Here is a 25,610-nt window from a genome sequence, read left to right as displayed (position 1 = left end):
CTCCCATAACGAGCGCAGTCAGTCGGTGCGTCTGGTTGTGCGTTATTCCGGTGACGAGGGACGGGCGTCGACGCCGCCCTGATTGTGATACGTTTCCGGCGCTCGCGCATGGTGTGGGTGATCCCGGCTCATGCGCGCCGCGCGCCTTCGCGAAAGCTTATCGAAGGGAGATTATGGCGACAACAACTTAATCCGCATATCCATATGGAGAGCGGGCGTCCGCGCTCATGGCGTTGACGCAAGCCGCTGCAGATAAGCGACGCCTTCGATCGCGCGCACGCCATACCACGACACCATTTCGCCGTCGATCAACTCGATGCGCTTGCCCGCCAGCCTCGGGTCACGCGCGAGCGCGTCGCGATGCGTCTGCGTGAAGCGATACGGCTCGCTGGACAGCAGGATGCGGTCGACATCGGCGAGCCACGGCGCGTCGTCGAAGTCGAGCATCGGATAACGCGCGGCGCCCGACGCTCCGCCTCGCACATCGGGCAGCGTGCGCCAGTTCACGAGCCTCAGCATCGCGGCGATGTACGTGTCGCGCGCCACGCTCATCCACGGCTCGCGCCAGATCAGATACAGCACGTTTTGCGCGACGAAAGCCTGCGCCGCAGCTTCGCGCAGCCGGCCTTCGAGTCTTTCGCCGAGCCTTTGAGCTTCCTGCTTACGGTCGAAGATCGCGCCCAGCAGCGCGTAAAGCGAGAGATTGTCTTGCGGTGTCTGCGGATGAGTGACGACGATATGCGGCACGAACGCGCGCAATTGCTCGACGGTGTCGCGCTCGTTTTCGTCGATATTGACGATCAGATGAGTAGGGCGCAGCGCGCGAATTGCGTCCAGCTTGACGGCCTTGGTGCCGCCGACCTTGCGGACCTCGCGCACCTTGTCGTGCGGATGCACGCAAAAGCCGGTGCGCCCGACGATCTGCCGGTCGAGCCCAAGCGCGAAAAGTGTTTCGGTGACGCTCGGCACCAGCGAGACGATGCGCGCGGCGGCGCCCGCTGTTTCGTGCGCGACGCCGGCTGCATCGACCGCACGTGGTTGCATGATTTATTCGGCGGCGACGCGCGGCTTGCGCGGCGCGCGTTCGAACGCGCGGTCGTAGAGCCAGCGCGGCAGCACGTGCAGCAGCATCGCGACGATGCGCATCTGCCACGGAAACACCGCGAACGCCGTCTGCTGCTCGACCGCATGCGCGACCTTGGCGGCGAAACGGTCGGCGTCCATCAGGAACGGCATCGTGTACGGGTTGTGCTCGGTCATCGGCGTGCGGATATAGCCGGGCGCGATGGTGACGACGCCGACACCGTGCGGCCGCATCTCGACACGCAACGCTTCGAGATACTTGAGCGCCGCCGACTTCGACGCGCTATAGGCGCCCGAGCCCGGCAAGCCGCGCACACTGGCGACGCTGGCGATGCCGACCAGCGTGCCGCGCTTCGCGGCGACCATCGCGGCGGCGAACGGTTCGAAGGTGGCGACCATGCCGAAGTAGTTGACGTCCATCACTTCGCGGAAGGTGCGCAGATCGCCCTGTCCGGTGACCGCGCCGCGGCTGATGCCGGCGTTGGCGATCACGATATCCGGCAGGCCGTGTTGCGCGATGAACTGCGCGGCCGCTTCGGCGAGCGCTTCGGCGTCACGAACGTCGACGGAATAAATGGAGATGGTGTTGTGCGGATGGGACTGCTGGAACGCGGCGAGCGCGCCGCCGCGGCGGGCAACCAGGCCGAGAATCGCGCCGCGCCGCGCATAGTCGGCGGCAAGCGCGAGGCCGATGCCACTCGAAGCGCCGGTAATGAAAACCTTCAGCGGTGAACTCATTCCGGCGCCTCGTCTTTACATCTTCCTGGCGCGGACTTGCTGCACCAGGTAGTCGAGCACCTGGATCGTGCCCGGCAGGCTGTCGGTCGCGGCCGGGCCGGTTTCATACTTGCCTTGCACGGCCAGCGTCGGCACGCCGTCGATCTTGTACGTGTCGAGCATCTTCTTGTCTTTCTGCAGCGCGCTTTGCGTCGAGAACGAGTTGTACGCTTCCATGTACTTCTTCGGATCGACGCCGAGCTTCGCGAGGAATTTACTCTGGTCTTCCGGCGTCAGCAGGTAGTTCTTGTTGACGTGGATTTCGTTGAAGATCTTCGGCGTGAGTTCGTTCACGACGCCGAGTGCGTCGAGCGCGTGGAACATCTTCGAGTGCGGAATGAAGTCGTCGCGGAAGGCGACCGGCACGCGCTTGAACACGACGTCCGGACCCTGCTTCTTCGCCCATGCTTCGAGGTACGGGTTAAATTCGTTGCAGTGCGGGCAGCCGTACCAGAAGAACTCGATGACTTCGATCTTGCCGGCCGGCACGTCGGTAGGCTGCGGCGAAGCCAGCACGGTGTAGTCCTTGCCCGACACCGGCGCGGCCGGCGACGCCTGCGCCGAGGCGGCAATCAGACCCAGCGAAAGAAACAGAATGCTCAGCAGTTTTTTCATGTTGTGTTGACTCGAGTAGGCGGAGAAACGGTGGCGCCACGCAAATGCCCGTCACCGTTTCCAGATTCGGCATTGGACGTTGCAACTGTCCGACGAGTTGTGACACGCACCGCGCACCGATAGTTTCGGTGGCCGCGCGTGCCGACGTTTACCGTTTGTTTATTGTTTGGTGAAGCGGATCACGGCGGTATCCACGCCCGCGTCCGACAGACGCTGACGGCTCGAATTCATGTCTTCGAACTTCGAGAACGGTCCGATGCGCACGCGATAGTACGTCACGCCGCCCGCATCCCGCTGGGTCACCTTCGATTCGAAGCCCTGGAACGCGAGACGCGCGCGCTGCTGTTCGGCATCGGCTGCGGTCTTGTATGCGCCTACCTGCAGGAAGTAGCCGGTGTTCGCATCGCCCGGCGCTGGCGCCGCGCTTGCGCCCGGCTTGGCGGCGTTAGCGGTAGCCGGGGCCGAGGTGCTCTTCGGCGCGGAGCCCGCGGCGGTAGCGGCCGGCGCGCTGGAGGCTTGCGGCTTTTTCGCCGGAGCGGGCACGGCGGACGTGCCGGTACCGTTATCCTGCGAAGGCTTTGGCGCGACCGCCGTGCCGTTCGCATTACCTGCCGACGGCGGCACTTCGACGATCTGCGGTTCTTCGAGCATGCCCGACTGGGTCTGCGAATTGGTCTGGCCCGGTGCGGTATTGGGCGGCGCGGGTTGCGCTGCCTGCGGCACCGGCTGGCCCGGCGTCTTGCCTTGCAGCGGACGGTTCGGGTCATATTGCGTCTGGCTCGCGCCGGTGTCCGACGCCGCGGGCGGCGCCACCTTCGACACGAACGGCGTAGGCGCACGGGTGATATACAGCGCCACCACTACCGCGATCGCAAGGCCAACGATCAGGCCCAGCACGATGCCGAGAAAAGTCCCCCCGGTTTGTTTCGATTGCTTTGTTGTGCGGCGTGGTTTTGCCATCGTACGAATCACCTGCAAAAAGAATCCTGGAACGGCCGTCGATTATAACGACGGCCGCGTGCATGTTGCGTCGGAGGACTTACATCTTGACGGGAGCGGAGACGCCGATCGTCGCGAGACCGTTGGCCAGCACTTGACGCGTGGCCGCGAGCAGCGCGACGCGTGCATTGCGCTCGGCCGCATCGTCGACCAGCACGCGTTCGGCTCTGTCATTGTAGAACGAGTGGAATTCGCCGGCGAGGTCGCGCAGGTAGAACGCGACCGCGTGCGGCGCGAGTTCGTCGGCCGCGTGTTGCAGCATGTCCGGGAATTCGGCGAGCTTGTTCAGCAGGGCCATCGCGCGTTCGCTCTTGAGCGGTGCGACGTCTACGTTCGCGAGCGTGCTTTCGTCCGTGTTGTAGCGCGCCTTGCATTCGGCGATCACCGAGCAGATCCGCGCGTGCGCGTATTGCACGTAATGCACCGGATTTTCGTCGTTCTGCTTCAGCGCGAGGTCGATGTCGAACACGAATTCCGTGTCCGCCTTGCGCGAGATCAGGAAGAAGCGCACCGCGTCGCGGCCGCGGCGAATCGTTTCCTCGTCGATCAGGTCGACAGCGGCTTCCGAACCCGGCGTCGCGCCGCCCGACCATTCGATCAGGTCGCGCACCGTCACGTAGCTGCCGGCGCGCTTGGAGATTTTCACCTCTTCGCCGTTGCGCATGACCGTGACCATCTTATGCAGGATGTAGTCGGGATAGCCCTTCGGAATGCCGACGCCGAGACCCTGCAGGCCGGCGCGCACGCGCGCGATCGTGCCGTGGTGGTCCGAGCCCTGAACATTGATAACTTTAGTGAAGCCGCGCTCCCACTTGGCGACGTGATAGGCGACGTCGGGCACGAAGTAGGTGTAGGTGCCGTCGGTCTTGCGCATCACGCGGTCTTTGTCGTCGCCGTCGTCGGTGGTGCGCAGCCACAGCGCGCCTTCCTGCTCGTAGGTCTTGCCGGCGGCGATCAGCGCCTCGACGGTTTTCTCGACCCGGCCTTCCGTGTACAGCGACGACTCCAGGTAGTACTGGTCGAACTTCACGCCGAAAGCCTGCAGGTCCATGTCCTGCTCGCGGCGCAGATACGCGACCGCGAAACGGCGGATCGCTTCGAGATTCTCGACGTCGCCCGCGCCGGTGACCGGCTCGCCGTCGCTCGCGGCCACCGTCGCGCCGTTCAGATAGTCCTTCGCGATGTCGGCGATGTACTCGCCGTTGTACGCCGAAGCCGGCCAGCCTTCGTCGCCGGGAGCGAGGCCGCGCGCGCGCGCCTGAGTGGACAGCGCGAGCGTGTGGATCTGCACGCCGGCGTCGTTGTAGTAGAACTCGCGATGCACATCCCAGCCCTGCGAGGCCAGCACGTTCGACAGCGCGTCGCCGAGCGCGGCCTGGCGGCCATGGCCGACGTGCAGCGGCCCGGTCGGGTTGGCCGACACGAATTCGATCAGCACATGCTTGCCGGCGTCGCGTTGCGAGCGGCCGAATGCGCCTTTCTCGGCGAACACGGCGGCAATCACTGCCTGCTTGGCCGCGGCCGTGAGGCGCAAGTTGATGAAGCCGGGGCCGGCCACTTCGGCGGCCTCGACGAGACCCTGGGCATGCGGCTGCGCGAGCAGCGCGTCGACGATCTGCTGGGCCAGCTGGCGCGGATTGGCGCGCAGCGGCTTGGCGAGTTGCATCGCCACATTGCACGCGACGTCGCCGTGCGCGGCGACCTTCGGGCGTTCGAGTGTGATGGTGGGCGACACGAAAGCGGCTTCGCTCGCGCCTTGCGTGGCGAGCGCGACCTGCTTCACGGTGTCGGCGAGCAGGGTTTCGAGGGTATGTTTATGTGCGGGCAGCATGCTTGTTGCGAGTCCAGTGAGGCAATCCGGTGATGCGGAAGAGGCGCCGGCCGCGTGGCTGGCGCGGCCGATTCGTTAGAAGCGTGGAAAGCGGCGAGGCACCGGCGCGGCTTTTCGAAGGCGCCGGGGTACATCCGAAGCGCCATCGGGCACGTTGTCTGCAACGCGGTAAGCGGTGCACGGCAACTTGCAGCGGTGTCGACTGCCACGGCATGCGAGTTGGGGCCAACCGGCCCGGCCACGCTGCTTGCGCTTCGCCTCGCGCGGCGCAGGGCGGCGCGCTTTTCCGTCCAGACGGATTTTAGCAGGTGCTAATATGTTCAATGAGATGCCCAGCAAGGGCCGTGGCCGCCGCGCCTGACCGGCGAGTTGTCGTGACAGGCGCGTCATGCGCGCCGGCAGCCGCCTTCGGGCCGCTCGCGCGTCGATCCAACATAACGAAAAAGGGAACAGTCATGCTGATTACTTTCAAATGCCGCGCCTGCCCAGACGTGATGATGCTGGAGAATCTGGCTCAGTATCTGGTCGGCATTGTCGGCAAACGCCTTGGGGAGCGGGGCGTCATCACTCACGACGAACTGGGCCTGGCCATCGAGAAGCTCGAAACCGCCATCACCTTCGACAAGCAGGAACGCGCCGAGCACGACGGCCATTTCCACGAAGGCGAAGATGGTCATGATCATCACGAGATTCCGCCGGGGCTCGCGCAACGCGCGTATCCGTTCCTCGACATGCTGCGCGCGGCGCAGAAGGCAAACGCGGACATCGTCTGGGGGCTCTGACCCCCCGCATGCCGCGCGAGAGCGTGTACGGCAGCCGCAATGCCTGACCACGCGAGGCCCGAGGCCTGACGCACCAATGAAAAGAGCCCGCTCGACGCGGGCTCTTTGTTTTTGCAACGGGCCGGGGCCGGCCGTGCCGCTTACTGGCTGGCGGCCACTGCCGGGGCGGCAGCGGGAGCCGACGCACCTTTCTTCGTCTTCTGCTTCTTCGGTTTCTTGACGTGCTTCTGAACCGGCGGCGAATACGAACTGACCGCGCTGGAGCCGCCGGGGGCGGCGGGCTGGGCCAGCGCCGCCGAGGCGCCCACGGCAAGCGAAACAGCAGTCAATAACAGCGCCAGCTTTTTCATACGATTTTCTCCGTTGACGATTGCAATTAGATAAGCCGACGCGTTTTGGCCGCGCCTGGCGGGATGAAACCGACCCAGTCTACAAAGCCGAAAATTACGCTGCCGCAAATATTCAGTCTTTCAGACCCGATATGGTGGGTTTCCCGCCACAAGGCTTACAGCAATGGCGCCAACGCGCGCTCGGCGTCCTTTTTCGACAGCGACATGCGCTGCGCGTAGTCTTCGAGCTGGTCCTGGCCGATCTTGCCGACCGAGAAATACGTGCTGTCCGGGTGCGCCAGATAGAAGCCCGACACGCTGGCCGCCGGCAGCATCGCGAGGGATTCGGTCACGCTCATGCCGATTTCGGTGGCGTGCAGCACGTCGAACATGTCGCGCTTCACGAGGTGATCCGGGCAGGCCGGATAGCCGGGCGCCGGACGGACGCCGCGATATTTTTCGGCGATCAGCTCGTCGTTCGAGAGGCTTTCGGTGTTCGCGTAGCCCCACAGGTCGCGCCGCACGCGTGCGTGCAGCGCTTCGGCGAACGCTTCGGCGAAGCGGTCGGCGAGCGCCTTCAGCATGATCGCGCTGTAGTCGTCGTGATCCTTTTCGAACTGTTTTTCCTTCACGTCGACGCCCAGACCCGCCGTCACCGCGAACATGCCGATGTAGTCGGCCACGCCTGAGTCTTTCGGCGCGATGAAGTCGGCGAGCGACCGGTTCGGCCGCATCACGCCGTCCACCACCGGCCGCACGCTTTGCTGGCGCAGGTTGCGCCACGTGAGTGCGACTTCCGAGCGCGATTCGTCCGTGTAGATTTCGATGTCGTCGTCGTTGACCGTGTTGGCCGGCAGCAGCGCGATCACGCCGTTGGCCTGCAGCCAGCGGCCCTGGATCAGACGCGCAAGCATCGACTTGCCGTCCGAGAACACGCGTCTTGCCGATTCGCCGACGATCTCGTCGTTCAGGATCGCCGGATACGGACCGGCCAGGTCCCAGGTCTGGAAGAACGGACCCCAGTCGATGTAGTTCGCGAGCTCGTTCAGATCGAAGTTCTTGAACACGCGGCGGCCGATGAATTTCGGCTTGACCGGCTGATAGTTCGCCCAGTCGACCTTGGTCTTGTTCGCACGGGCTTCGGCGAGCGTGACCATCGGCTGCGCTTTCTTGTTGGCGTGCTGGTCGCGGATGCGGTCGTAGTCGGCCTTGAGTTCGTCGACGTATTTTGCCGCGCCTCCATCGGACAGGAGGCTCGACGCCACCGACACCGAGCGCGACGCGTCCGGCACATAGACCACCGGGCCTTCGTAATGCGGCGCGATCTTCACCGCGGTGTGCACGCGCGAGGTGGTCGCGCCGCCGATCAGCAGCGGAATCTTCTTCACGCGGAAGTAGTCGTCGCGCTGCATTTCCGACGCGACGTAGGCCATCTCTTCGAGGCTCGGCGTGATCAGCCCGGAGAGCCCGATGATGTCCGCGCCTTCGACCTTCGCCTTCGCGAGAATGTCGTTGCACGAGACCATCACGCCCATGTTGACCACTTCGAAGTTATTGCACTGAAGCACCACGGAGACAATGTTCTTGCCGATGTCGTGCACGTCGCCCTTCACCGTGGCGATGACGATCTTGCCCTTCGCGCGCACGTCGGCGCCGGCTTCGGCGAGCTGCTTCTTTTCTTCTTCGATGAACGGGATCAGATGCGCGACCGCCTGCTTCATCACGCGCGCCGATTTCACGACCTGCGGCAGGAACATCTTGCCCTGACCGAACAGGTCGCCGACGATGTTCATGCCGTCCATCAGCGGACCTTCGATCACGCTGATCGGGCGGCCGCCTTCCGCCGCGATCTTCGCACGCACTTCCTCGGTATCTTCGACGATGAAATTGGTGATGCCCGACACGAGTGCGTGCGCCAGACGTTTTTCGACCGGCTGGTTGCGCCACTCGAGGTTCTCTTCCTTCTTCGCGGCGCCGGTCTTGAACTTGTCGGCGATTTCGAGCAGACGGTCGGTGCCGTCTTCACGACGGTTCAGCACCACGTCTTCCACGCGCTCGCGCAACTCGGGGTCGAGGTCGGCATATACGCCGAGCTGGCCCGCGTTGACGATGCCCATGTCCATGCCCGCCTGGATCGCGTGATAGAGGAACACGGTGTGGATCGCTTCGCGCACCGGGTCGTTGCCACGGAACGAGAACGACACGTTCGACACGCCGCCGCTCACCTTCGCGTACGGCAGGTTCTGTTTAATCCAGCGCGTCGCGTTGATGAAGTCGACCGCGTAGTTGTTGTGTTCTTCGATACCGGTGGCGACCGCGAAGATGTTCGGATCGAAGATGATGTCTTCCGGCGGGAAGCCGACTTCGTTCACGAGGAAGTCATACGAGCGTTTGCAGATCTGCGTCTTGCGCTCGAAGGTGTCGGCCTGGCCCTGTTCGTCGAAGGCCATCACCACGGCGGCCGCGCCGTAGCGGCGAATCAGGTTCGCGTGATGGCGGAACGCCTCTTCGCCTTCTTTCAGCGAGATCGAGTTGACGATCGCCTTGCCTTGCACGCACTTCAGGCCCGCTTCGATCACTTCCCACTTCGACGAGTCGATCATGATCGGCACGCGCGCGATGTCCGGCTCCGACGCGATCAGATTCATGAAGCGCACCATCGCCGCTTTCGAATCGAGCATCGCTTCGTCCATGTTGACGTCGATGACCTGCGCGCCGTTTTCGACCTGCTGGCGCGCGACGGCAATCGCATCGTCGAACTGGTCGTTCAGGATCATTCGCGCGAACGCTTTCGAGCCAGTCACGTTGGTGCGTTCACCGACGTTGATGAAAAGCGTCCCGGACGTGACGTTGAACGGCTCGAGGCCGGCAAGGCGCATGGTGTGATCGGTCATGGCGTATGTGCGAGTCGATTGCTTGCGTTGAGGTGCGGCTACGGTGCGGCTATTTCGGTACTGCGGGAGCGGCGGCCCGAACTCGGGCCGCCGGGCTCAGGCGGCGTCGCGATACTGGGTCGGCCACTGGCGCGGCTTCACTTCGGCGAGCGCCTGGGCAATCGCCGCGATGTGCTCCGGCGTCGTGCCGCAGCAGCCGCCCGCGATGTTCACGAGACCGGCCTGGGCGAACTCCTTGAGCAGGCCGGAGGTATCCGCGGGCAATTCGTCGAAGCCGGTGTCGCTCATCGGATTCGGCAAACCGGCGTTCGGATAGCACGACACGTAAGTGTCACAAAGCTTCGCCAGTTCGGCGATGTACGGGCGCATCAGCGCCGCGCCCAGCGCGCAGTTCAGACCGAACGTAAGCGGCTTCGCGTGACGCAGCGAGTTCCAGAACGCCTCGACGGTTTGCCCCGACAGAATACGCCCCGACGCGTCCGTGACGGTGCCGGAGATCATGATCGGCAGACGCTCGCCCGTGTCTTCGAACAGCTCGTCGAGCGCGAACAGCGCGGCTTTGGCATTGAGCGTGTCGAAGATCGTTTCGACGAGGAACAGGTCCACGCCGCCGTCGAGCAGCGCCTTGGCCTGCTCGTAGTAGGCGGTGCGCAGTTCGTCGAAGGTCACGTTGCGTGCGCCCGGATCGTTCACGTCAGGGGAAATGCTCGCGGTCTTCGGCGTCGGTCCGATGGCGCCCGCGACGAAGCGTGGCTTGTCCGGCGTCGAATACTTGTCGCACGCGGCGCGCGCCAGTTTTGCCGACTCGAGATTCATCTCGATGGCCAGCGCTTCCATGCCGTAGTCCGCCTGCGCCACCGTGGTCGCGCCGAACGTGTTGGTTTCGACGATGTCGGCGCCCGCCGCCAGATACTGCTCATGAATCTCGGCGATGATCTGCGGCTGCGTGATCGACAGCAACTCGTTGTTGCCCTTGATGTCGCGCCCGTAGTCCTTGAAGCGCTCACCGCGATAGCGGGCTTCGTCGAGCTTGTAGCGCTGGATCATCGTGCCCATTGCGCCGTCCAGGATCAGGATGCGCGATTTGAGCAGCGCGGGGAGCGCCGTGCCGCGCGTGTAGGCGGGCTCGGAACGGACTGGCGTGGCGGTTTGAGCAGGCTGGTTCATGGCGGATGAGGGCTTGCGCCGGCTTTTTCGGGAAACCTGTCATTGTAGCCGCTGCCGGGCGGATGCGCCCGGCGCGGGTGAAGCCACGCCCGGGCGTGCGGGGCAAGGCAGCGAGCCAAAGATAATGCGAGAAGCGGTACGGGGACAAACCGTTAGCGACGCCAAAGCGCGCTGCCAAGAAAACGGCCCAGCGCGGCAAAAGCCTGCTGGGCCGTTTTACGAGTGCTGACCGCCTTATAAAGGCCGCCGGCCGGGCCGGACGGCGCGGTCAATCCATGTCGCCAAAGAGATTGAAGCGAATCCCGCGGTTAGTGAAGGATCACCGGTTGGTGCATCAGGCTGTCGAACTGGCCGAGAAATTCGTCGACCTCGTCCAGAGACGGTTCCTCTTCGATCAACTTCTGCACGTGCTCGCGAAAGCGCGCCGCCATTGCACCGTCGATGTAGATTTCGCGCTGCATGTTTTTATCGACGATCTCGTAGCCACCCGACTTCATGGCCAGAGGACCTTCCTGCGGCGGAAACTCGACGACACAATAGTTGGGGCTGTTGTAGATCATTTGCATGGCGACACTCCTTATTTCCGTTGGCTCCTGGCCGTTTCTGCACCATACGTGGAGCGTATGTGGTGGAATTCAAGGGGTGGGTCCGGATGTGACGCTTGCCCAGCGTCCGAACCTACCGGTTAGACCGGCCTTTCAAGAAACGTTTCAAGCAGTGCAGCAAAACGGTGAGATTGCTCGATGGGCGCGAGATGAGCGGCGTCGAGGAGTTCGAACTGTGCGCCTTCGATGGCGTCTGCTATTGCACGCGTAGCAGCAGGCGGCGTGCCTGAGTCGTGGTGGCCCGCCACGGTCAAGGTTGGACAACGAATGCTTCCCAGCTTACTGCTTACGTCGAAATCGCGCAGCGCTTCGCATGCCATGGCGTAGCCTTCTGGCAACGTATGGGCGAGCACGTCGCGAATCTGCTCTACCGCTTCGGGGTGCGCGGCCTGAAAGCCGGGTGTGAGCCAGCGGCTCAAAGTCGTGGGCACCAGCGCCGCGACGCCGTCGCTGCGCGCTGCATGGGCGCGTTGATCCCAGACGGCGCGGTTCTCCGGCAACGTGCCGGCCGTGCTGTCGGCGATCGTCAAGGTGTCGACGCGTGAAGGGTGGTTCAGCGCGAATTGCTGCGCGATCATGCCGCCCATCGACATGCCGACCAGATGAGTCGTCGGGGCACCCAGCGCATCGAGCAGCGCGGCGAGATCGTTTGAAAGATCGTCGACGCTGAACGGCTTGCCGGATACCGCCGTCTCGCCGTGGCCGCGCACGTCGTAGCGCAGCACGGTGTAGTCGTCGCGGAAATAGCCGGCAAGCTGGTCCCAGACGGACAGATCGCCCCCCAGTTGGTGGATGAACGTCAGCCACGGGCCGCCGCCCTCGTTGCTCAGCACATAGCGCGTTTCGATTCCGTTGATGTTCACTTGCATGCGGGCTCCTTGAAGGGAACGCAGTGGAAGGTCCGTTCGTCCGTTTGCACGCGTCGTGTTCCGCCCCCGCGATTTGGGGCTGATCCATATACGCAGCGCACGCGCGAACGGTTGCAGCAACTGGTGCGAGTCGGCGTCGTCGTGGAAGTTCGGCGATCCGGTCGAGACCCTGTTCAGGTTGTGGGGATGTCAGGGTTTGACGCTGCCCGGGGCGGTCGGATCGACCGGTGCGGCGGGCGCGGGTTCGGGCGTAAGTGCCGATGCGTCGGCGGGCGAGGTGGTTGAATTGTCAGGCGAGGGCGAGGGCGAGGGCGAGGGCGAGGGCGAAGCGGCCGCGCCGCCGTCATTGCCGCTACCGCCGGTCGATCCCGCATCGTCGAGCGAGAGCTTGCCGCGCCACACCAGTTCGAATTGCGTGCCGTTCGGTTCTGTTTGAACGATGCGCGCGGGCAGCCAGCCGAGCGACGGCGCGAGCCACACGTCGATGCGTCGCATGTCGCCGTCATGACGCGGCAAGCGTTTGAAATGCCGCGTGTCGAGGTAGCCCTCGGCCGTGCGAATGGTCTCGTCGCCGATCGTTTCGACCGGCCAGTTCTCGCCGCTGTCGTTATCGACGACGAAGAACTGCCGGGTCACACCGGGCTTATACGCGGACGGGTCGCCGCGTACGAGGCTCGCAAGCTGCATCACCATGCTGAAACGGTCCTGCGCGCCGTCGGCCAGCGGCAGCGTGGCCGGTGTGCGCGTGAAGCCGATCTTTTTATCGGTGCGGTTGAAGATGGCGATGTCTTCCGCCCGATGGCCGCGCTTTTCGCTGTACTGATCGGGCGCGAGACCGAACGCATCGAGGCGGCCACGGCTCGAATAGACAAACGGGCCGACGAACGGCAGCGGCACGGACACGATCATCTCGTAGCCTTGCGCGTTGCTGGTCCAGTGGATCGTGCCGGGCTGATTGCGCACGCCGTTGTAGAACGTGTCGTACTGTAATTCGGCGGATGGCGGGACCGAAAACTTCACCCCAGGCGCCGCTTGAGGCGCGCTGGCCGCAGCGGGTGTGCTGGCTGTGTCTGCGGCATTTGCGGCGGCATCGGCGTGGGCATTGGGACTCGCCGCCGCGGCCGGCGCGCTTGCCGCCACGTCCGACGCAGCCGCGGCTGGCGGCGTAGCTTGCGTTGCCGGCTGCAGGGCGGTCAGCACGTGTTCGCGCGGTGGACTCGCCGCGGCCTTATGGGCGGGCGCCGGGGCGGGCACGGGTGGCGCGGCCGGCGCGGGTTTGCGCTCGATGCGCTCGGGCGTCAGCAGCACGACCTGCACCGGCACGTTCTCGTGATCGGTTGGATTGAGCGTCGCGCGGTTGCGTTCGAACCACTGCGCGGCAATCCAGTGCAGAACGGCCACCACGGCCAGCACCGCAAGCCATCGCCACGCGCGCGACCCGCCGCTTCGCCCGTTGGGCGGCAGGCGATTGACGCGGCGTGTGGCGGGAGCTGAGGCCATCGGCGATTGAATGTGGGTGGAGGGAATGGGTCGGGATGGATGCGGGCGCTGCGGGGCGCACGGTGTCGGCTGACGCGCGAAAGGCGTTCACTCCGACGTGCGCACGCACGGCAAGCGGCGAACGGATTCGACCGCACGGCCGCGCATGATGTTCCGCGACGGCGAAAACACGCCGGGGCCCTATGCGTGCGACGCGGCCCGCCGTGTCCATCATGGCGGCAGCGTCGACCATGCCCGCAACCCCATACCGCCGACATCGAATCAAACTGCCGACGACCGCAACCCCACCCGGCCCCTCAATTTTCGTGACGTGGCGCGGCACTATACCCTAGCTCGTACGAGAGCTTTTGCGCGCATTCACGCAGCGCCGTATCGATCTCGCCGCCCCAGCGGATATCGAACCCGCCTTCCTGGCCGAGCGTGACGAGGCCGAGCGCGAGTTCGCCGGTCGAGTCGAACACCGGCATGCAGAACGCGTGGATAGTCGGCAGCAACATGCCTTCCACGCGCGCCGCCTGATGCTCGCGGACCTGAGCCAGCACCTTGTCGACTTCCTCGCGCGTGCCCGGCCCGCCCATCTGCGACGAGCGGCGCGAATCGGCGAGTTCGCGCTCGAGCATCGCGGCGGTTTTGCTCGCCGGCAGATAGGCGGCGAACAGCAGGCCGGTGGCGGAACTGAGCAGCGGCATCACGTCGCCGAGTTTCAGCGACGCCTTGGCCGGATGGCTCGACTCCATCCAGTGAACCATGGTCGGCCCCTGATTGCCCCACACGGCGATGCCGACCGTCAGATCGAGCCGGTCGCGCAACTCGGCGAGCGCGATTCGCGCGAGCTTGACGCCGTCCACGCGCGCAAGCCGCGCAAGACCCAGTTGCAACGCGAAACCGCCGAGTTCGTAGCGGCCCGACAGCGGGTCTTGCGCGACGACGCCGAGACGCAGAAAACTCACCAGATAACGATGCGCCTTCGCCGGGCTCATGCCGGCGCGCTGCGCGAGATCGCGCAGCATCATCGCGCGCGGTTCGCGGGTCAGCACGTCGAGCAGGCGAAAGCCGACTTCAATCGACTGGATGCCCGAGCGCAGTTTCTCCTCGCCGGCCTCGATGCTTTCGTCGTCGGCTTCGGGGGCGTCGAGCGGGTCAGCTGAGGCGGTGTCGGTGCGGATCGCGCCCGAGCGGGTGGTTGGAGGCATGAGCGGGGCGCATCGAGCGCGTTCAAAAGATGATGGAAAGAAATGAGTGGCGGCACATTGGATAGCGGCGTTCGCGCGCAGTCGTGGTCGCCCGTCAACGCACCGGTATCGTGCAGGGCAACCGGCAGCCAGCAGCGCCCCTTCCCCCGGCACCCCCCGGCCACTTGGGTCACGCCGATTCACCATCGTAGAATAGATTCCCTCCATCGTCACTACCACGGTTCGCTCCCCTATGAAACTTGCCACGCTGAAGGACGGCACGCGCGACGGCCAACTGATCGTCGTGTCCCGCGACCTGCACACCGCGGCCATTGCCGATGCGATCGCGCCCACCATGCAGCGCGTGCTCGACGACTGGTCCTTCTATGCGCCGCAACTGCACGAGTTGTACGACGCGCTCAATCAGGGCCGCGCGCGCAACAGCTTTTCCTTCGACGCCAGGGAATGCATGGCGCCGCTGCCGCGTGCGTTCCAGTGGGCCGACGGCTCGTCGTACGTGAATCACGTCGAACTCGTGCGACGCGCGCGCGGCGCGGACATGCCGCCGGAATTCTGGACCGATCCGCTGATGTACCAGGGCGGCAGCGACGACTTCATCGGCCCGAAAGACGACGTGGTGTGCGCCTCGGAGGCGTTCGGCATCGACTTCGAAGCGGAAGTCGCCGTGATCACCGCCGACGTGCCGATGGGCGTCACGCCCGACCAGGCGCTCAGAAGCGTGCGCCTGATCACGCTCGTCAACGACGTGTCGCTGCGCAATCTGATTCCTGCCGAACTCGCGAAGGGCTTCGGCTTTTTCCAGAGCAAGCCCGCCACGTCGTTCGCGCCGGTCGCGGTCACGCCCGACGAACTCGGAGAACACTGGCGCGAAGGCCGCGTGCACCGGCCGATGATCGTCCACTGGAACGGCAAGAAGGTCGGCCAGCCGGACGCAGGCACCGACATGGTGTTTCACTTCGGCCAATTGATCGCGCACGCCGCGAAAACGCGCAACCTGCGCGCCGGAGCGATCGTGGGTTCGGGCACGGTGTCGAACAAGGACGCGAAGCGCGGCTATTGCTGTATCGCCGAGAAGCGCTGCCTCGAAACCATCGAGCACGGCGCGCCGCAAACCGAGTTCATGAAATACGGCGATACCGTGAAGATCGAAATGTTCGACGAAGCGGGCAAGTCCATTTTCGGTTCGATCGATCAAGGCATCGCGCCGCTGGATTGAAGCCTGGCGGCGGGGCGAAATGCGCAACCGCGTTCGCGCCAACCTTGCGCAGACGAAAGGGTTTCGCCCGATGCCGCCGCCACGGCGCGCGGCTACACTGACTGGCGCGGCGGCAAGGCCGGGGTGGCGGGCCACCGGTTCATCGCAAGTCGTGCAGTGAAAACAAGGGCGCAAAAAGCCGCGCCCGACGGCGCGGGCGCAGCGCATCGGCAGTCCATCAAAACGAAAAACCGACGTGAGGAGACAGCATGCCGCGATTGGAATCCCTTGAGCCTGGAAGCCGGCGCGCTCGCGCGTCGAACGTGAGTGCATGCATGCGCGCGAGCCATGCGCGCAACCGTTTCGTGCGCCGCGCCGCCGCGCTAGGCACGGTACTCGCCGGCGCGTTGCCCGCGCTGGCGATCGCGCAGGTCAAGATCGGCCTCGTGCTGTCGCTCACCGGCCCGGCTGCGTCGCTCGGCATTCCCGCACGCGACACCGTCGCGCTGCTGCCCAAACAGATCGGCGGACAGACAGTCGAATACATCGTGCTCGACGACGCGTCCGACACGACCCAGGCCGTGCAGGACACCAAGAAGCTGATCTCCGAAAATCGCGTTGACGCGATCATCGGTTCGTCGATCACACCGAACTCGCTGGCGATGATCGACGTGGTCGCCGCAGGTGAAACGCCGATGATCTCGCTCGCGTCGTCGGCGAAAATCATCGAGCCCGTCGACGCGAAACGCCACTGGGTATTCAAGACCCCGCAGACCGACGCGATGATGGCCTCGGCCATCGCCGAACACGCGAGCACGCACGGCGTCAAAACCATCGCATTCATCGGCCAGGCGGACGCGCTCGGCGAGACCTTCTATGCCGAAGTCGCGAAGTTCGCGCAACTGCATCACATCGGCATGGTGGCGAGCGAGCGCTTCAATCGCACCGATCCGAGCGTGACCGGCCAGGTCCTTAAGATCATCGCGACCCATCCCGATGCGGTGGTGGTCGGCGCGGCCGGCACGCCCGCCGCATTGCCGCCCAAGACGCTGCGTGAACGCGGCTACAAAGGCCTGATCTATCACAATCACGGCGTCGGCAATAACGACTTCCTGCGCGTCTGCGGCGCCGACTGCAACGGCACGTTCCTGCCCGCGAGCCCGGTGCTGGTCGCGGCGCAACTGCCGGCGGATCATCCGGCAAAACGCCTCGCGCTCGACTATATCGCGCGCTTCGAGGCGTTGCGCGGACCGGGCAGCGTGTCGGCGTTCGGCTCGTACACGTGGGACGCGGGCGCGTTGCTCGACCACGCCGTGCCGATCGCGCTGAAGGCGGGCGCGCCGGGCACGCCGGAATTTCGCCGCGCGCTGCGCGATGCGCTCGAAGCGACGCACGGCCTCGCGGACACCAACGGCGTGGTCAACATGAGCGCCACCGATCATCTCGGGCTCGATCAGCGCGCGCGCGTGATGGTGGAAATCAGGAACGCTAAATGGGTTTATCAGCCGCGTTGAAGTTGCGGCGCCTGCCGCCGCATTTGCCGTTCGCGCGGCCCCGGTTCAACAGACACAGCGACATACGGATTGCTCATCATGTCTCAGGCACCACACAGTAACGGCCACAGCAACGACGCGTACTACGCGCACTATCAGTCGCTGCAGTTGCATCGCCATCCGCACGGCGTGCTCGAAGTCGTGATGAGCGGCGAGGGCGCGAACAAAAGCGGACTCGCCACGGCCAACGCGCGAATGCACTTCGAACTCGCCGAGATCTGGCGCGACATCGACCGCGATCCCGACACGCGCGTCGCGATCATTCGCGGCGAGGGCAAGGGCTTTTCGGCCGGCGGCGATCTGCAACTCGTGGAAGACATGGCGACCGATTTCGACGTGCGCGCGCGGGTGTGGCGCGAGGCGCGCGATCTCGTCTACAACGTGATCAATTGCAGCAAGCCGGTCGTGTCGGCGATGCATGGTCCGGCGGTCGGCGCGGGACTCGTGGCGGGCCTGCTCGCCGATATCTCGATCGCGGCGAAGACCGCACGCATCATCGACGGTCATACGCGCCTCGGCGTCGCCGCCGGCGATCACGCGGCAATCGTGTGGCCGCTTCTGTGCGGCATGGCGAAGGCCAAGTACTACCTGATGCTGTGCGAACCGGTGAGCGGCGAAGAGGCGGAGCGCATCGGCCTCGTGTCGCTCGCCGTCGATGAAAACGATCTGCTGCCCAAGGCGTTCGAAGTCGCGCAGAAACTCGCGAACGGCTCCCAGACGGCGATTCGCTGGACCAAGTATGCGTTGAACAACTGGCTGCGCTCGGCGGGCCCCGCGTTCGATACGTCGCTCGCGCTGGAATTCATGGGTTTTGCCGGGCCGGACGTGCGCGAGGGCGTGAACTCGCTGCGTGAGCGCCGCGCGCCTGATTTCGGCGCAAGCGATCCGTGGCGCGGACAGCCGCAGGCACCGTCGGATAACCGCGCGAATAGAGGCACCAACGACAGCGCGAACAGCGGCTCAGCGGGCAACGAGCGGTCCTGAGGCCGTGCTTCGCACGGTATGATCGGATCGCATACGCGCGAATCGCGCTCATCCCTTCCCCCAATGCATCGAGGCGACAAGCATGACCGACACGACTGATTCCACGCCGCCCTTTCCCGGCTTTCCTGGGTTCCCGCCCGCTGAAATGCTCGATCGCATGTGGGGCATGATGCGGCTCTCGCCGTTCGGCTCCGCGCTCACCGGCGCGCAACCGGGCGGCAGCCTCGGGCCGTCGCTGTCGATGATGTCCGACATGATGGCGCCGCTCACCAACGTCGAAGAGCTCGACAAGCGCATCACCGATATGCGCGCCGTCGAGCAATGGCTGAAGCTGAATCTGAGCATGCTGCAGTCCGCGATTCAGGCGCTCGAAGTGCAGCGCGCGACGCTCGCGACACTGCGTGCGTTTGGTGCGTTCGCGCAGTCGTCGATGGCGCAGCCGGCCGCGGCGTCCGCCGCGCCGAGCCCCGCGCCGGCGAGCGGCTGGCCGCATCCGGCGGCCCCTGCGCCGGCACCGGCCGCGCAGAGCGCCGCGCCATCGGACAGTGCGGCTGCCGCAGACAACGCGAAAGAGGACACCCCCGCCACGCCGCCGTTCGACGCGTCGGCCTGGTGGAATCTGCTGCAATCGCAGTTCGACCAGATCGCCCAGTTCGCGATGACGCAACCGGCAGCCACCGCAGCCGCGGCAGGCGGGGCAGCGACGGACGCCAAAAAGGATGCGGCGAAGTCGTCGGCGGCGCGCGGCGCGGCGGCTCACACCTCGGCATCGCAGCAAGCCGGAACGCCCGCGAAGAAGCGGCCGGCGGCAAAGCGTGCGTCGACCTCCGCAAAACGCGCGGGCAGCACGGGCGCGAGTGGTTCGACCGCGAAAAAGTCTATTTAACGGCAGGAACGAAAGACGGCGGCGCGCGTGTCGCGCCGCCGCGCCAAAATCTCGAGGCCGGCCCGACCCAAAACGACAAATTCGCCGCCTGTCATGCTTTTGCCGCCGATTACCAGGCACACTGCGCCGATTGCGGGCTTTTTGCTACAGGTCAAGCGGGCACCGGAATTGCGAGCCTTATGATGCGAAATCGGTAAAGTCCGCGTGCTATCATTGTGTAAGCTTCATTTGGCTTTTGGGCGCGCGTTGACAAGAACCAATCCAGCCGCCCTCGCTTCATTTGCCGCCGGTGCGACCGGCGCAGGGCTGGACGGTGCGGTTTTCATCGCAGACTGGCTCGACCTCAGGCATAGGGTATCCCTCACCCACGGTTGGCCGCACAGCGCGTAACTTACGGGTTAACGCTGGCGCAAAACGTCCGCACTTCTTTGCTGCCAGGTGCATCTAGGCAGCCGATTACCGCGTAAAATTGAATGCTTGGCCGACAAACGGTGTATTTCGTTCGTCGTGAGCGAAAGTGCTACACGTAGTAGTTACAGACACAGACAGTATGCGCAGAACAGGGGTGGGACTATGAACACCATGCTTTATCCGGAACTTTATAAATCGCTCGAATCCGTTCGATGGGACATGGAAAAAGACATTCCCTGGGACAAGTTCGATGCATCGCTATTGACCGACGAGCAGGCCGCGACGATCAAGATGAACGCGATCACCGAATGGTCGGCGTTGCCCGCCACGGAAATGTTTCTGCGTGACAACCATCACGACAGCGATTTCTCCGCGTTCATGAGCGTGTGGTTCTTCGAAGAACAGAAGCATTCGCTGGTGCTGATGGAATATCTGCGCCGCTTCAAACCGGAAATGTGCCCGACCGAAGAAGAACTGCACGCCGTGCGCTTCGAATTCGATCCGGCGCCGCCGCTCGAAACGCTGATGCTGCACTTCTGCGGCGAAATCCGCCTGAATCATTGGTATCGCCGTGCAGCCGAATGGCACACCGAGCCGGTCATCAAGCAGATCTACGAAACCATTTCGCGCGACGAAGCGCGTCATGGCGGCGCGTATCTGCGCTACATGAAGAAGGCGATGGTGCAAACCGGCGACATCGCACGCGCTGCATTCGCGAAGATCGGTGTCCTGATGGCTTCGGCGCGCCGCACGGAAAAGCCGCTGCACCCCACGAACCTGCACGTGAATCAGGCGCTGTTCCCGCGCGACACGATTCAATCGCGTCTGCCGGATCCGGAATGGCTCGAGCGCTGGCTCGACGAACAGATCCGTTTCGACGACGGCTGGGAAAAGAAAGTGGTCGAGCGTATTCTGCATAATCTGTCGCTGCTGTTCGAGCGCACGTTCACCACGGCGCAGGAATTGAACCGCTATCGCAAGGAAGTGGTCGCGCGCTTGCAGGCGGAGCAGAAGTCGGCTGAACAACCGGCGTGACGAGGTGATCAGGTTTCGCGGATTCAGGCGCGCTTTAGTGCCTAAGTCGCGAGCCGGTTTGACGGTTTCGAACGGCCCGACAGGCGTGAGCTTGTCGGGCCGTTTTGCTTCAGCGCGTGCACCGTGTATCGTGACGGCATTTTTCTCTCTCCGACTTTGTCATGGCTGCTATTTTCGAACGCAAGATTCTGACGCGCGATGCACTGGTGAAGCTGCGTCCTTCGTTGAGCGCGCCGCTCGTGTTCACCAACGGGGTGTTCGACATCCTGCATCGCGGGCACGTGACCTATCTCGCCGATGCGAAGGCGTTGGGCGCGTGCCTCGTCGTCGGTGTGAATAGCGATGCGTCGGTGCGCATGCTCGGCAAAGGCGATGACCGGCCGATCAACAACGAAGCCGACCGCATGGCGTTGCTGGCGGCGCTGGAGAGCGTCGACTACGTGGTGTGCTTCGGCGAGAAGACGCCGGTGGAACTGATCACGGCGTTGCGGCCGGACGTGCTGGTCAAGGGCGGCGACTACGATATGGATGTGTTGCCGGAGTCGTCGATCGTGCGAGGCTGGGGCGGCAAGGCGTTGGCGATTCCTTTCGAGCACGATCGCTCGACCACCGCACTTCTGAAGAAGGTCCGCACGCAAGGTTGAACGGTGTTGCGCTGAAGGTTACGCAGCGCGTTCGCGTTCATAAGAAACCGCAATTGCCGCGCTGTGGTCGTGCTTTCGCCTGAAGCTTTTTACTGCGGCAACGTCGATGCCGCAACCGGCGCCGACGGCGCCGGACCGCCGACGACCGGCTGATCGGCGGCCTCGGTAGCGGTGATCGGCTGCACTTTCAGCCAGTCCGGATGCACCTGGCGATTCAGATGATTGGGCTCGCGGCCGCCGGCCGTGGGCGCTGGGCCGAATACGCCGCGCACCGCGACGAATGCCAGAATGTTGGCAAGAAGCAAGATGGCGATCGGCCAGCGGAGCATTGTGGATGGTCCCGTCCAGAGAGAGTTGAGCCGTTGTTATGTTTGCGGCGTAGCGATTCAGGCGCTACGTTGCCCTGTGCACTCGGCCGCAATCAGCGCGAGGCCGGACAGCACGAGCGAATCGTGGCGAGTATGCGGCACTTTGAGCGCACCCGCCACTTCGTGCACGGCGCCGCCGCTGACCACGAGCCGCACCGGCACCTGCCATTCATCCTGCAAGTCGCGCCACATCCGCTCGATCAAGCCGGCTTGCGCCAGCGTGCAACCGGCCGACAGCGAGCGCGGCGTATCCGTCGCGAAGAACGGGCCGCGGCGTGCGGTGTCGGGCGCGTCATCGGCATCGAGCAACCCGCGTGCCGCGGCGGCGTCGAGCGTCGGCAGTTGCGCCGTGTGCTCACCGAGCGAACGCATCATCAGGGTCCAGCCCGGCGCAATCAGACCGCCGACAAAACAGCCGTCCGCACGCAAGGCTTCGAGCGTGGTCGCCGTGCCGAACGTCGCGATCAGCAGGTGTTCGCCGGGAAACGCCGCATGCGCGCCGATCATGCCGGCCCAGCGATCGCTGCCGAGCGCCTCGGGGGTGGTGTAGCGATTGGTCACGCCGCATTGCTGCGCCCGGGCGCGGATCGTAGTGAGCGGCAGTTGCGGCCAGTGCGCATCGAGCAGCGCCGCGACTCGCGCGGCGACGCCTTCACCGGCGACATTGGATAACCACGCGCTGCCCGGCGCCGGCAAGTTCGACCAGTCGGGCTGATCGGCGCTGCCCTGCGCCGCATGGTTCATGTGTGCCAGCGCGCCGGCGGCGAGCTGCGTGCCGTCCGCCTGCACGAGCATCCACTTGATCCGGCTATTGCCCGCGTCGATCAGCAGATAAGGCGCGCCGCTCGTCATGCGGCACCGTCGGCCAGACGCAACGAGACGTCGCCGGTCGCGATGGTCTCGCGGCCGGTGGCGGTGTCGAGCAGCAACTGGCCGCGCTCGTCGACACCCGTCGCCACGCCGCGCGTCAGTTCCACACCTTGTTCCAGCAGCACGACTTCGCGGCCCGCATACGCATGCACCGCATTCCAGCGTGCCTGGAACGGCGCGAAGCCTTCCGCGCCGAAGCGCTGCAAAGCCGGTTCGAGCGCGTTCAGCTCGGCGGCGAGCGTGTCGGTGAGATTGGCGTTGGGCAGCGCGCGTTGCAGCGCAGTTGGCATCGTGCCGCGCGCCTGCGGCGGCACATCGGCGTTCAGCGCGCCGACCTTGGCCGCCAGTTCGTCCGCGCCTTTCACATTGGTGCCGATGCCGATCACGACGGCGCTCGCGTCGTCCGTGCTCCACGCGGTTTCGATCAGGATGCCGGCCAGCTTGTCGCCTTCGAGCAGCACGTCGTTCGGCCACTTCAGCGCGATCTGGCCGGGACCGGCGACCGGCAGCGAGCGCAGCGCGTCGACGAGCGCGACGCCGACGGCAAGGCTCAGCCCGGCCAGCCCTTCCAGTGGACGCGGCAACACGCACGCGACCGAAAACAGCAGCGCATTGCCCGGCTCCGCGTACCACGGACGGCCGCGCCGGCCGCGGCCGGCGGTTTGCAGATACGCGACTCGCACGATCGGGCGCGGCAGCGCGCCGGCTTTACGCGGCAGCGCCTTGACGCGGGCCATCAGGTCGGCGTTGGTCGAGCCGGTTTCCTCGACGATTTCGATCGGCCAGTCATGCGCGTGCGCGCCGAACAGCGCGACCGCGCGCTCGCGGTCGATGCGCCAGTCGGCGCCGGCCGCAGCCGCGCCGCCGGCTTGGGGTGGGGTCTTGGAAGCGTTCATGCCGCATATTGTAGCGACAGCGAACTCCATGGGGTTTTGAGCACGGCCCATCTGCCGCGCCTTCGCTACAATGGCCCTTAATCCGATAACCAGATTCTCGCGATCCTTGAACTACGACACTCCGCCCGGCCTTGAAGTCGCGGCTGGCAGCCAAGGCAAGATCGTCCGGCTCTCGGGCCAGTGGACGGCGCTCGCGCTCGCGCGCGACCGCGCCACTGGCCACGTGATTCCTCTGTTGCGCTCGCTCGCCGGCGCTGAGGGCATTGGCGAGTGGGACCTGTCGCGCATCGACCGGATGGACCACGTCGGCGGTCAGGCGCTGTGGCGCGTGTGGGGCCACCGGATGCCCCCGGACACCACGCTCACCGACACGCAGCGCGACATCTTCGAGCGCATCGCGTTGCTCGACACGGTGCGCGAGAAGGCCGAGCCGGTGGTCAAGTTCGACCCGTTCACGCGGCTGGGTCTCGCGATCTTCTCGTTCTTCGAGCACCTGTACGGCGGCGTCGGCATGCTCGGTCGCGTCGTGCTCGATCTGCTCGCGATCGTGCGCAAGCCGAAAATCACGCCGTGGACCGAGATCTCGGCGAACGTCTACAACGCGGGCGCCCGCGCGCTGCCGATCACCGCGCTGGTCGCGTTCCTGATCGGCATCGTGCTCAGTTATCTGTCCGCGCAGCAGCTGCGGCTGTTCGGCGCCAACCAGTACATCGTCAATATTCTCGGGCTCTCGGTGATCCGCGAGCTAGGCCCGGTGCTGTCGGCGATTCTGGTGGCGGGACGCTCGGGCTCGGCGATCACCGCGCAGATCGGCGTGATGCGCGTGACCGAGGAACTCGACGCGATGCGCGTAATGGGCATCCCGCACGGCCTGCGCCTGATCTTGCCGCGCGTGATCGCGCTCGGCGTGGCGATGCCGCTGCTCGTCATGTGGACCAACATCATCGCGCTGACCGGCGGCGCGCTCGCCGCCAAGCTCGTGCTCGGCATCGACATGAGCTACTTCGCGCGGGCCTTGCCGGGCGTGGTGCCGATCGCGAACCTGTGGATCGGCCTCGGCAAGGGCGTCGCGTTCGGCATGCTGATCGCGATCGTCGGCTGTCACTTCGGCTTTCGCATCAAGGCCAATTCGCAGAGTCTCGGCGAAGGCACGACGACCTCGGTGGTGACCTCGATCACCATCGTGATTCTCGCGGACGCGGTGTTCGCGATCCTGTTCCAGAACGTGGGGTTAGGATGATCGCGCCACTCACCCAGGCCGTGCGCGGCCAGCCCGTGCCGTCGATCGCCGAGCCGGTGATCGAGGTGATCGACATCACCAAGCGCTACGGCCGCAACATCGTGCACCAGCATCTGAACCTGGACGTGCGGCGCGGCGAGATCATGTCGATCGTCGGCGGCTCGGGCTCGGGCAAAACCACGCTGGTGCGGCAGATTCTCGGTCTCGAGCGGCCGTCCTCCGGCACCATCAAACTGTTCGGCGAGGACCTCGCGACCATCTCGCCGGAAACCGCGCTGCTGATGCGCAGCCGCTCCGGCATGCTGTTCCAGCGCGGCGCGCTGTTCTCGTCGCTGTCGGTGTTCGACAACATCGCACAGCCGGTGCGCGAACTGGGCGTCGTGCCCGAGGACCTGCTGCGCGACATCGTGATGCTCAAGCTCGAGATGGTCGGCCTGCCGTGCAAGCATGCGTCGAAGATGCCGTCGGCGCTCTCGGGCGGCATGATCAAGCGGGTTGGCATTGCCCGCGCAATCGCGCTCGAACCCGAATTGCTGTTCCTCGACGAACCGACCGCCGGGCTCGACCCCCAGGCGTCCGACGAATTCGTCGAGCTGATCTCCGCGCTGCATCGCGCGCTCGGTTTGACGGTGGTGATGATCACGCACGATCTCGACACGATGATCGCGCTGTCCACCCGCGTCGCCGTGCTGGCCGATCGCAAGGTGCTGGTCGCCGCGCCGGTCGAGGAGGCGGCGGGCGTCGATCATCCGTTCATCCGCGAATATTTCCTCGGCCTGCGCGGGCGCCGCGCGTTGCAGGCGCTGCCGCCGGAACGCCGCGCGAGGCTGCCGCGCGCGGCGCTCGAGCCGGCATCGTCCGAATTGCCGCTGTGAACCAGGGAA

General features: G+C 65.0%; 23 protein-coding genes and 1 pseudogene. 9 read left to right on the top strand and 15 right to left on the bottom strand.

What is annotated here, in order from left to right; genetic code table 11:
* Positions 1 to 225: 225 nt before the first annotated feature.
* The 5 genes from ACZ9H4_RS34325 to argS form a co-directional block, all read right to left on the bottom strand.
* On the bottom strand, positions 226 to 1,044 hold the full coding sequence (locus ACZ9H4_RS34325) for a helical backbone metal receptor (protein WP_408157416.1): 819 nt from the start codon (positions 1,042 to 1,044) through the stop codon (positions 226 to 228).
* Between the two features lie 3 nt (positions 1,045 to 1,047).
* On the bottom strand, positions 1,048 to 1,821 hold the full coding sequence (locus ACZ9H4_RS34320) for an SDR family oxidoreductase (RefSeq protein ID WP_408150360.1): 774 nt from the start codon (positions 1,819 to 1,821) through the stop codon (positions 1,048 to 1,050).
* 15 nt (positions 1,822 to 1,836) lie between these two features.
* Positions 1,837 to 2,475, bottom strand: a complete 639-nt coding sequence (locus ACZ9H4_RS34315; protein ID WP_408150358.1) for a thiol:disulfide interchange protein DsbA/DsbL — start codon at positions 2,473 to 2,475, stop codon at positions 1,837 to 1,839.
* 159 nt (positions 2,476 to 2,634) lie between these two features.
* Positions 2,635 to 3,453 (bottom strand): SPOR domain-containing protein, encoded by an 819-nt coding sequence (locus ACZ9H4_RS34310; RefSeq protein WP_408150356.1) that lies wholly within the window; start codon positions 3,451 to 3,453, stop codon positions 2,635 to 2,637.
* 61 nt (positions 3,454 to 3,514) lie between these two features.
* Positions 3,515 to 5,305: an arginine--tRNA ligase gene (argS, locus tag ACZ9H4_RS34305; protein ID WP_408150354.1), complete on the bottom strand. Its 1,791-nt coding sequence runs from the start codon at positions 5,303 to 5,305 to the stop codon at positions 3,515 to 3,517.
* A gap of 455 nt (positions 5,306 to 5,760) precedes the next feature.
* Here argS and ACZ9H4_RS34300 point away from each other — a divergent pair, with 455 nt between their 5' ends.
* Positions 5,761 to 6,087, top strand: a complete 327-nt coding sequence (locus tag ACZ9H4_RS34300) for a DUF1840 domain-containing protein (protein WP_408150352.1) — start codon at positions 5,761 to 5,763, stop codon at positions 6,085 to 6,087.
* A 140-nt stretch (positions 6,088 to 6,227) separates the two neighbouring features.
* Here ACZ9H4_RS34300 and ACZ9H4_RS34295 read toward each other — a convergent pair whose 3' ends face one another.
* From ACZ9H4_RS34295 to ACZ9H4_RS34265, 7 genes and pseudogenes are all read right to left on the bottom strand, one after another.
* Entirely contained in the window at positions 6,228 to 6,437 is a 210-nt protein-coding gene (locus ACZ9H4_RS34295) for an acid-shock protein (protein WP_408150350.1), read from the bottom strand.
* 155 nt (positions 6,438 to 6,592) lie between these two features.
* Positions 6,593 to 9,337: pseudogene (gene metH / locus ACZ9H4_RS34290) on the bottom strand (methionine synthase); the annotation flags it as partial.
* Positions 9,338 to 9,406: 69 nt separating this feature from the next.
* Positions 9,407 to 10,477, bottom strand: a complete 1,071-nt coding sequence (locus ACZ9H4_RS34285; protein ID WP_121316387.1) for a homocysteine S-methyltransferase family protein — start codon at positions 10,475 to 10,477, stop codon at positions 9,407 to 9,409.
* Between the two features lie 308 nt (positions 10,478 to 10,785).
* Positions 10,786 to 11,043: a BTH_I0359 family protein gene (locus ACZ9H4_RS34280; RefSeq protein ID WP_007179533.1), complete on the bottom strand. Its 258-nt coding sequence runs from the start codon at positions 11,041 to 11,043 to the stop codon at positions 10,786 to 10,788.
* 119 nt (positions 11,044 to 11,162) lie between these two features.
* Complete coding sequence (locus ACZ9H4_RS34275) at positions 11,163 to 11,951, bottom strand: alpha/beta fold hydrolase (RefSeq protein ID WP_408157462.1); 789 nt, start codon at positions 11,949 to 11,951, stop codon at positions 11,163 to 11,165.
* A 189-nt stretch (positions 11,952 to 12,140) separates the two neighbouring features.
* On the bottom strand, positions 12,141 to 13,451 hold the full coding sequence (locus ACZ9H4_RS34270; RefSeq protein ID WP_476122583.1) for a DUF3108 domain-containing protein: 1,311 nt from the start codon (positions 13,449 to 13,451) through the stop codon (positions 12,141 to 12,143).
* Positions 13,452 to 13,747: 296 nt separating this feature from the next.
* Entirely contained in the window at positions 13,748 to 14,644 is an 897-nt protein-coding gene (locus ACZ9H4_RS34265) for an IclR family transcriptional regulator (RefSeq protein ID WP_408157428.1), read from the bottom strand.
* Positions 14,645 to 14,876: 232 nt separating this feature from the next.
* On the opposite strand from ACZ9H4_RS34265, the gene ACZ9H4_RS34260 reads away from it, so the two are divergent.
* From ACZ9H4_RS34260 to rfaE2, 6 genes are all read left to right on the top strand, one after another.
* Positions 14,877 to 15,860, top strand: coding sequence for a fumarylacetoacetate hydrolase family protein (locus tag ACZ9H4_RS34260; protein ID WP_408157430.1), 984 nt, complete (start codon positions 14,877 to 14,879; stop codon positions 15,858 to 15,860).
* 248 nt (positions 15,861 to 16,108) lie between these two features.
* The gene (locus tag ACZ9H4_RS34255) at positions 16,109 to 17,353 is read left to right on the top strand and encodes an ABC transporter substrate-binding protein (RefSeq protein WP_408157432.1); all 1,245 of its coding nucleotides are present in this window, start codon (positions 16,109 to 16,111) and stop codon (positions 17,351 to 17,353) included.
* A 78-nt stretch (positions 17,354 to 17,431) separates the two neighbouring features.
* On the top strand, positions 17,432 to 18,376 hold the full coding sequence (locus ACZ9H4_RS34250) for an enoyl-CoA hydratase/isomerase family protein (protein WP_476122580.1): 945 nt from the start codon (positions 17,432 to 17,434) through the stop codon (positions 18,374 to 18,376).
* A gap of 82 nt (positions 18,377 to 18,458) precedes the next feature.
* Positions 18,459 to 19,262, top strand: a complete 804-nt coding sequence (locus tag ACZ9H4_RS34245; protein WP_476122578.1) for a PhaM family polyhydroxyalkanoate granule multifunctional regulatory protein — start codon at positions 18,459 to 18,461, stop codon at positions 19,260 to 19,262.
* Positions 19,263 to 19,835: 573 nt separating this feature from the next.
* Complete coding sequence (locus ACZ9H4_RS34240; protein WP_121316394.1) at positions 19,836 to 20,708, top strand: ferritin family protein; 873 nt, start codon at positions 19,836 to 19,838, stop codon at positions 20,706 to 20,708.
* 161 nt (positions 20,709 to 20,869) lie between these two features.
* Positions 20,870 to 21,352, top strand: a complete 483-nt coding sequence (gene rfaE2, locus ACZ9H4_RS34235) for a D-glycero-beta-D-manno-heptose 1-phosphate adenylyltransferase (protein WP_408150335.1) — start codon at positions 20,870 to 20,872, stop codon at positions 21,350 to 21,352.
* 89 nt (positions 21,353 to 21,441) lie between these two features.
* Here rfaE2 and ACZ9H4_RS34230 read toward each other — a convergent pair whose 3' ends face one another.
* From ACZ9H4_RS34230 to ACZ9H4_RS34220, 3 genes are read right to left on the bottom strand one after another with little or no spacing between them, the layout of a single operon-like run.
* A complete protein-coding gene (locus ACZ9H4_RS34230; RefSeq protein WP_408150333.1) occupies positions 21,442 to 21,681 on the bottom strand; it encodes a hypothetical protein in 240 nt (79 codons plus the stop codon).
* A 57-nt stretch (positions 21,682 to 21,738) separates the two neighbouring features.
* Positions 21,739 to 22,572, bottom strand: coding sequence for a type III pantothenate kinase (locus ACZ9H4_RS34225; RefSeq protein ID WP_476122575.1), 834 nt, complete (start codon positions 22,570 to 22,572; stop codon positions 21,739 to 21,741).
* Positions 22,569 to 23,486, bottom strand: coding sequence for a biotin--[acetyl-CoA-carboxylase] ligase (locus ACZ9H4_RS34220; protein WP_476122573.1), 918 nt, complete (start codon positions 23,484 to 23,486; stop codon positions 22,569 to 22,571). Before ACZ9H4_RS34220 ends, ACZ9H4_RS34225 begins: the two co-directional genes overlap by 4 nt.
* 106 nt (positions 23,487 to 23,592) lie before the next feature.
* On the opposite strand from ACZ9H4_RS34220, the gene ACZ9H4_RS34215 reads away from it, so the two are divergent.
* Both ACZ9H4_RS34215 and ACZ9H4_RS34210 read left to right on the top strand, forming a co-directional pair.
* Entirely contained in the window at positions 23,593 to 24,726 is a 1,134-nt protein-coding gene (locus tag ACZ9H4_RS34215; RefSeq protein ID WP_408145528.1) for an MlaE family ABC transporter permease, read from the top strand.
* Positions 24,723 to 25,601, top strand: coding sequence for an ABC transporter ATP-binding protein (locus tag ACZ9H4_RS34210; protein ID WP_408157440.1), 879 nt, complete (start codon positions 24,723 to 24,725; stop codon positions 25,599 to 25,601). The genes ACZ9H4_RS34215 and ACZ9H4_RS34210 overlap by 4 nt, the downstream gene beginning before the upstream one ends.
* The last annotated feature ends 9 nt before the right edge of the window (positions 25,602 to 25,610 follow it).

Source organism: Paraburkholderia sp. TE9906, assembly GCF_056279605.1.
The sequence above is the reverse complement of the archived record's forward strand: the minus strand, read 5'-3'. Positions and strand labels throughout refer to the sequence as shown.